The sequence below is a fragment of the Microtetraspora fusca genome (assembly GCF_001570365.1).
Classification (GTDB): domain Bacteria; phylum Actinomycetota; class Actinomycetes; order Streptosporangiales; family Streptosporangiaceae; genus Microtetraspora; species Microtetraspora fusca.
In genome coordinates this window covers 1-674 of record NZ_BBYK01000033.1, presented here as the reverse complement: position 1 = coordinate 674, position 674 = coordinate 1, and the positions used below count along the sequence as shown (strand labels likewise).

Genomic DNA, 674 nt, shown 5'->3' with positions numbered 1-674 from the left:
GGAGAGGTCGTAGATCGACAACGAGAGAGGTCTCCGGTAATTGGTTAGTCGACCAAAACGAACCTGAAAACCGGAGACCTCGTGCCCACCTTAGCGGTGACGAGGCGGTTCGACCTGACCGATGCGCAGTGGGCGGTGCTGGAACCGCTGCTGCCGACGCCGAAGCGGTCAGGGCGGCCGTCGCTGTTCAGCAAGCGGCAGTTGATCGACGGGATCCGCTGGCGGGTGCGGGTCGGCGCGCCGTGGCGCGATGTGCCCGTCTGCTACGGATCCTGGTCAGCGGTGTACGCGTTGTTCCGGCGCTACCAACGTGACGGCACCTGGCAGCAGATCGTGACCGCGTTGCAGGCGCTGGCGGACGCGGCTGGGCGTATCACCTGGGACGTCAGCGTGGACTCCACGATCGCCCGCGCGCATCAGCACGCCGCTGGAGCGCGGAAAAGGGGGATCTTCAGGCCGAGCCGCCGAGTGGTCCAGGTGGTGATGAGCCGGCCGATCACGGGCTGGGCCGCTCTCGTGGCGGGCTGACCACCAAGCTGCATCTGGCCTGTGAGCAGGGCCAAAAGCCGTTGTCGATCGTGCTGACCGCCGGGCAGCGCGGAGACAGCCCGCAGTTCACCGCGGTCATCGGCGGCATCCGGGTGCCCCGCCTGGGCGGTGGACGGCCCCGAACC

At 68.1% G+C, this 674-nt stretch carries 1 protein-coding gene; it reads left to right on the top strand.

Annotated features, from left to right (window positions below):
- The first annotated feature begins 81 nt into the window (after nucleotides 1–81).
- Nucleotides 82–528, top strand: coding sequence for an IS5 family transposase (locus AWQ68_RS00170; RefSeq protein WP_066932648.1), 447 nt, complete (start codon nucleotides 82–84; stop codon nucleotides 526–528).
- The last annotated feature ends 146 nt before the right edge of the window (nucleotides 529–674 follow it).